The 7,205-nt window shown below is 44.5% G+C and carries 4 protein-coding genes; 3 read left to right on the top strand and 1 reads right to left on the bottom strand.

Annotated elements, in window-relative coordinates; all coding sequences use genetic code 11:
• Window positions 1–152 precede the first annotated feature (152 nt).
• The 3 genes from Q0Z70_RS12535 to Q0Z70_RS12525 all read left to right on the top strand — a co-directional run bounded on the left by Q0Z70_RS12535 (window position 153) and on the right by Q0Z70_RS12525 (window position 4,570).
• Window positions 153–3,440, top strand: a complete 3,288-nt coding sequence (locus tag Q0Z70_RS12535; protein ID WP_298075016.1) for a hypothetical protein — start codon at window positions 153–155, stop codon at window positions 3,438–3,440.
• Window positions 3,441–3,523: 83 nt separating this feature from the next.
• Window positions 3,524–3,859: a hypothetical protein gene (locus Q0Z70_RS12530; RefSeq protein WP_298075014.1), complete on the top strand. Its 336-nt coding sequence runs from the start codon at window positions 3,524–3,526 to the stop codon at window positions 3,857–3,859.
• A 201-nt stretch (window positions 3,860–4,060) separates the two neighbouring features.
• Complete coding sequence (locus tag Q0Z70_RS12525) at window positions 4,061–4,570, top strand: hypothetical protein (RefSeq protein ID WP_298075012.1); 510 nt, start codon at window positions 4,061–4,063, stop codon at window positions 4,568–4,570.
• A gap of 21 nt (window positions 4,571–4,591) precedes the next feature.
• Here the strand turns inward: Q0Z70_RS12525 and Q0Z70_RS12520 are convergent.
• On the bottom strand, window positions 4,592–7,205 hold a 2,614-nt coding region (locus tag Q0Z70_RS12520), incomplete at its 5' end, for a cell surface protein (protein WP_298075010.1).

Genomic DNA, 7,205 nt, shown 5'->3' with positions numbered 1-7,205 from the left:
GTTATCTGCGAAATAACGGAACAAACCCTTGATAAAATATATGTAAAACGATTTACAGATGGTGGGAGGAAAAGGCAAGAAAGTGTATAACTAATTACAAGAGACTCAATTATTTACTAATTTTTAAATTTATAAATTTAAAGTTTTCAATTATGAACAAAAAGTATCTAAGTGTGATCCTGTTCGGTGCCTTAGTGTTGGGTACGGCAGGGACGTTCACATCTTGTAAGGACTACGACGATGACATCGCCAACTTGCAGGAACAAATCGACAAGAAAGCATCTGTGGAGGAGCTGCAAAGCAAAATTGCGGCTTTACAGCAGGATGTGAGTGCTGCAAAAACTGCGGCAGAAGATGCAAAGAACAAAGCTCAGGAAGCATTGAACGAGGCTCAAAAGGCTGCTGACAAGGCTCAAGATGCTGCCGACAAGGCCCAAAATGCCGGTGACAAAGCTCAGGATGCTGCTGACAAGGCTCAGGATGCTCTGGACAAAGCCAATGGCGCCGGCAGCGGAGATGTTACATCCGCAGAGCTTCAGGCACTGAAAAACGAACTTCAGGCACAGATCGACAAGCTGGCTTCTTTAGAGGAAGTAGAGAAGAAGCTGAATGCATTGGAAGAAAAGCTGAAGGGAGAATTTCCTACGGATAAGGAATTGGCAGACCTCGCCGCTGAAGTAGATACTTTGTCGGCTGAAGTGATGGCGTTGATCGGACACCGGTTGACCAGCCTGTCTGTCATCCCGACTACGCATGTAAACGGTATAGCTGCCATTACATTGACGACATTGCAATATACTCCGCAAAAGTATGTTGCAAATAATCATCCGTCAGGCCACACTACCGATCCATGGTTGGATCATACAGACAATGGGACTGCAAGATATATCTCAACAGACAACAATGTCGCCTACTTCCATGTAAGTCCTAACATGGGCGTTCGGACAGAGGATATTGAAACCCCGATCTTCGATTGCATCCAATCCGAAAACATTGTGACAAAAGCCGGTGGTGTTGCGGTTAAAGAAAACAGCCCGATTCAACCCGTATCATACAAAATCGACAACAATGTCCTGACTGTTAACTTCAAAAAGACCATTACAGGCTTTATTGGAAGAACAGATGTTGATGCCAGCAAAGAAACGTTCTACATGGCATCTTTGAAGGCTCCTATTGCCGAAAATAATTTGACTCCCGGTGAAAAAGAGTCTATCGAAAATGGAGATGTAGACGGCGTATATGTAAACTCTGAATATGTTCGTTTGGAAGAGTTGATTAAAGTTCCTTACTTGGTAAATACAAAAACAAATTTTACCAAGGCTATGACAGGTAGCTTTGCCAATGAAACCCAGACAGATGCCGAAGGTACATTCTATGTTCACTACCATGACTCTGCATGCGTTTATCACTCGGTAGCAAACACCCTTGTAGACGTGAAATGTGCTTATGACGAAGCACTGGATTTAAAGAAGCTGGTTAAAGTCTGTGTAACCGATAAGGGTGCAACAGACCATGCTGCTCATGCCGATCTGCCGAACTATAAAGAATATGGTCTGTCATTCCGTTTCTATTTGGCAACCGCTCCTTATATTACGTTGGGTGGCCCTGAAGGTAATTCGAATAGAACCGATCAACAGAAGTTTGCAGAAATCGACAACCCGACAAATGGTATCATGACTTCAAAGGTTTATACCGTAGGCGAAGGTGGAGAATCTGCTACGGCCGTAGGACGTGAGCCGATTGTCCGCATTGAATTGCGCGATACGGTAAACAACGCTTTGGTTGCACAACGTTACGTTAAGATCAAATGGGTGAAAGAAGTTGGCGAAAGATCCATTACCCACAATTTTGCAGACTCAATTTATGTATGCGACAATTATCACGGCAGACTGGGTACTCAGGACATGAATGAAGTAATCTACAACGGTGCTAAAGACGGTGGTATGACCAAACAAGAGTTCCACGCAGTATATACCGATGCAGGCTTCGATGGCACAACCGGTGAAGGTGAAGGTACTGTTAAGCTCTTGAAAAACACAGAAAACGGTGTAGAGTCATATAACCTGTTATGGACATTAACGCATACAGATATTGTAACGAAGTATCCTGTATGGAAAAGTCAGGAGACGATGACTTTCTCGAAGGTTTGCACGTGGGTAGATCCGACAGGTGCATATCCGACACTGAAGATTAAGTTGACCCGTACAATTTACAAGCCCGTATTTAATCTGTGGGGTTATGACGGACGTTATTGGAAGAACAACAATAACTGGGATGTATTCAATGTAAACCCCATCGTTTACGATACTCAGGAATCTAATCCTGCATGGCCTCTTGCAAACTCACCGGAAAACAACCCGACATGTAATATCTATACGGACCTTTTGAACGGGTTCTTGGATGACATGGGTGTTAAACCGACTATAGGAGCCAGTGGCGCTATCTACTTTACCGATAAAGAAAGGGAGGGATTGAAATTCTACTACTCTAATTCATATCCGACTGCTGCAAGCGGTTTCAAGGGTGTAGGCAGAGCTGCTACTACTTATGCTGCGTATGACGATGAAGGTGTACGTTTCGTCTTTGATGCTGAAAAGCTGGAAGCTCCCAATACAGAATATGTATATCAGTATTTCAATGGCACCAATGTCGTAGACATGACTGCGACAGTAAGTCCTGATGGTACTGTTCTCTATATCAATAATGAAAAAGCTGCTGAAATTGTAAACTATGGAACAAATCCGCTGAAGCCTGGTGAAAAGACTTACAATATCAGATTGGAAGAAAGCAATCCGGATCACGCTCCGCGTGCAGCAGGAACTCCTACCGAAGCAGCTAAAGCCATTGTAGGTAAATACGTACCTATCAAGCTGGTAGCCGATCTTTGCTATGAAGATGCATGTGCAACTGCACCGGCATTGGCTCCTGCACACACTCAAACGATCAAAGCGTATGACGCATTCATCATTGAGCCGTTGACAGTGAGAGAAGGTGACACGGAAGACTTCACAGATGCAACTATCGGCGGCAGTACGATCGATGTAAAGGGCGCATTCACTTACATTTCGTGGAATAAAAACGCGCAAGGTCAGAACTATGTGGTAGCCAATACTTCAGGGCTGGCAAAAGACTTGTGGGAATTCTATGAAGTAGTAGAAGGTAAGTGGATGACTAACCAGATTACATCTAACTTGCAGTTGGTTGATGGCAATCTGATACCTACTGAAGGTGTGACAAACGGTCCTCTTCCCTCTAACACGAGTGTTGTGTATAATCGCGCAAATGAAACTTTGACTTATAACAACTACAGCGGAACTCCTGTAAACAGAGACTATAAGCTCTTTATCCCCGTTGAGTTCGGTTATAAGTGGAAGACATTTACGAAGATCTTCACCGTTGATGTAAAAGCCAATGCCGGAACTCCGACAAAAGCTCTCTAATCAACCTTGAGACTTAAAAAATGATACAAGAGGGTATTTCACGCACTGAGGTGGAATACCCTCTTTCATTAATAGACATTGTTATGAATAGAATTTTAGGAATTGCAGCCTTCCTGGCGGTTGTCCTGCTGGCGTCCTGTGGCGAAAACAAGCAGAACCATCCTTATGAAGGCACGTTTACAGCCAGTGGAATTATGTTTGTGCTCAATCCTGATTCCACGACGCGGATTATCTTCAACGATTCAGTCAGCTACGAAGGCAGGTGGACGCCCGCGCGGGCAGACGACGGCCTGGAGTTTGCCAATATCGAGTTTGGCGGGTATCAGAAGTACTATTATCTGAAGGACGGGAAGCTATACCGCAGCGAACGGGAAATGCGGCATGACGTGATGGGCGTCGAAGTCCGGTATATGAAATGAAAGTACGGCGTTGCCCCGTCTTTGACAGTCATGTTGACTTTCAATGCCGGGTGTTCGTGACTCGCATTAAGGGGTATTCGTGCCCCCTTGATGCGGGTCACCGTGCTTCCTTACACCCTGACAAAGCACTTCCTCACACCCTGACGAAGCACTTCCTTGCACCCTAAGAAAGCACTGCGTCAGCGGGTGAGGAAGCACGGCATGAAGAAACAAAAAAAGCGGCTCCCGAAGGAAAGCGAGGCCTTCAACGGCGAATACAACAACCGGGCGGTGGCACATAGATGCGGAAATTGGATGAAAAATACTGACAGTTTGAGCCTCCGTTCCGGCCGTTTTCCCGCCCATTTGCCTTCGCCGGAAAAGGGGTTTCAGACCCCCGTCAGAAGGTATTCTGGAGGGGGTTCAATCGATCCTCCGTATCGATCATCATCGATCTTCCGTATCGATCATCATCGATCCCCCGTATCGATCATCGTCGTTCTTCCGTATCGACAGAAGCCGATGTTCCGAGTCGACAGGGAAGGGTATTCGGTGGTGGTAATAAATATATACATTATCCTTTCGACACAATACAACGTTCTACGGGGGATGTCGTCGCGCAAAAATAGGAAACTTGTTGAAGCTGCGGATACAAAAAAACAGCCAAGTCCCATTCGACTTGGCTGTCTTTTCTTATGGATATTTACCGATTATCTGAAAGATATTCGATAGATACTTTCTCTTGCAGGGCGATTAACGAGGAACTACGGTCATATCCAGTTCAATTACTACGTCATGGCCATACATATCTACATAAACCAGCTTCAGCGTAGAAGGAACTGCGGCGGTCGGGTTCGTATCATCAGAAACTGTTGATGCTATGAATTTAAACGTATCACCACTGGTATCTACCTTGAAGTATTCGTCAACCGCACCATTAGCTTTAGAGATTAGGTGAGCTTCTTCACCAGGTTTCAATGTCAAGCTTTCCTCGTAAGGATCGCTTAACAATCTGCTGTATTTTCCGTCTTTCGAACTGGTTCCTTTGATAGCTTGGATAAAGCTATACTCACTGCCACTATTATTCTTGAATGTGTAGTTGGTACCGTATACCAATTTAGTATTTGTAGCAATAGCGTTAGCGGCTTTATTATCCCAACTCCACGTGTAAGTATCATTGTAGATGCAGTTGAATACAGTCGGGAATGTCTTTACTTCTACCTTATAATCTGCAAAATTCCCGTCTTCATCTTTTGTCTCAGAAGATATCTTTCCGAAGTTGTAGGATACGACAGTGGCATGTTGCGTCTTGTTGTCGATGTAGTCCTTAGCAACCGTCAAAATGTCACCACCATTGACATCATTGGCAACATCCTTACCGCCGTCTTTCTCAGCCTTGGCGAAGCTGATTACATACTGTGCGGGCACACCGGCTCCCCAATTGAATACATAATCCATATCCATTGTACCATTCGTTGCCTGCTGAGCAGCCCAGTTGTCCGGTATCAAGTAGCAATTATAAATGCCGCTTGCATCCAGCTGGTTGGTCTTCACGGAGAAGCCTTCGGGTGCTGTAGGCAGTTGCTTGGTCATGGTGATATTGATAGTAGCCAATACGGAACCATGCACGTCGTAGATAGTCAGCGTACCGTTGTAGGCCTTGTTGTCTACATACTTAGTCCAATCATTAATAGTAGGAACAGTATGTATTTTAACTACCTTGCTGAAATCTACACTAGAAATACTCGATGCAGTAGTAGATAAAGATGTTGTTGTAAATGAAATGCCCTCAAATACAGCGTCAAATACATGTTCATTTGTGCCAATCTTATCTGTTACCCATGTTGCCTTCACTGCACCTGTCAACTTAGTCAGCGTAACAGCTTGAGATGCCGATTTTTCGTCGGTCACATTATTTGAACTATTTGCATCCGGTATAATTACTGTGTTGACAGCATTCCAGTTTTCGGCAGGAACACCTACATATACATAGAATGCCTTGCCATCGGGATCTACCAAAGAGCCGTCGTAGTTGACAGCATATACACGGAAGCCGATATAATCACCGTCGGCATTCACGTCTTCGGGGATAGTCAGTTCCAAAGAAGAATCGCTTGTCACGGTGTTCAAACCCTTAACATGATAAGATCTCCAGGCATTGATTTCAGAAGGCTGGCTTTCTACGGCACAAGCCTCATCCAATGTAACATAGAAACCACGGATCGTGTCGGCCATAGCCTCATCGAAGTTTACAGTAAACGGTTTACCGGCTATTACACTATATGCAGGTAATTCTTGTCTCATGTCATTGCCATCCGGCACTACATTTTTACCATTACCCGTTGTGATAGGTTCTGCCCAAGGAGCATATTTGTAATTACCTCCATCCAGCGTCATGTCCCATGCAAGTTCTTCATAAGAAACCGATGTTTCGTCTTCCGATTTAGAGGAACCTGTACCCAGCCAGCGGTTGTGGATTTCTTCAACCGGTGTCTTGTCTACATTGAAGAACAGTTCGTGCTTAGTGCCTTTATTGAGCTGAGCAAGAGTTAATCCGTACTCGGATACAACTTCTCTTCCGTCATGCTCTTCGCCACTTACCATTACGGCATACAAGATGTCTGCCTTTACTTTTTCATCACCATTTTCATCTTCTTCATAAATAGCGGCTGCATCATGATAAGCATCTGTATCATAGTTGTCTTTCAGTTTTACAGTAACCTTCCACAAACCGTTCTGAGATATAGTTCTGGTTGCTACTAACAAATCAGTATAAGGTTCAATAGACTTAATTTCCAGCAAATTACTCAGATCCTCCATCTGGCTGTTCACCAGTCTGATCATGTACTTATCCAACGTTGCAGTTGTCGGGGATACGCGGATAACAAAGGAATCCTCGAATGTTTCCTTATTGCCCTTTGTAAATGAAATCGCACCTTCCAGTCCTTCACCGAAAGTCCAGGTTCTGACAGCTTCGGCAGAAACAAGATCCAACGTTAACTCTTTCTCTTCTACCATTGCATTAGCTCTCTTATATAAGGATACATGCGTAACCTGTTTCTTCAATGCAACGGTTATCACCTCCAATTGGCTTCTTACGCCGCCTACGATATCCTCCACGCGGATTGCAATCGCCTGAATCATCTCGTCGGTCAGTTCACCTGCTTCCAGCGCTACCAAGTCTGTAACCAGCTTGTCGATAGCCTCTTTATTTGCAGCTACGCCTTCTTTATTTGCATCTATGTCTGCTTTATAGCTTTGCAATGCGGCAATCTGTGCCTCTACGGCAGTCATTCTCTGCCCTAATTCAGCAAGCTTCGCATCCAACTTCTTAATGCTACCGGTCAAAGTCTCATCTGTCTTGACC

This window comes from uncultured Bacteroides sp. (genome assembly GCF_947632445.1).
GTDB lineage: Bacteria > Bacteroidota > Bacteroidia > Bacteroidales > Bacteroidaceae > Bacteroides.
This window is presented reverse-complemented; position numbering and strand designations above follow the sequence as displayed.

Excerpts from the sequence above, each read along its gene's own strand:
- Q0Z70_RS12530 (WP_298075014.1), top strand. The coding sequence starts at position 3,524 with ATGAATAGAATTTTAGGAATTGCAGCCTTCCTGGCGGTTGTCCTGCTG.
- Q0Z70_RS12535 (WP_298075016.1), top strand. The coding sequence starts at position 153 with ATGAACAAAAAGTATCTAAGTGTGATCCTGTTCGGTGCCTTAGTGTTG.
- Q0Z70_RS12525 (WP_298075012.1), top strand. The coding sequence starts at position 4,061 with ATGAAGAAACAAAAAAAGCGGCTCCCGAAGGAAAGCGAGGCCTTCAAC.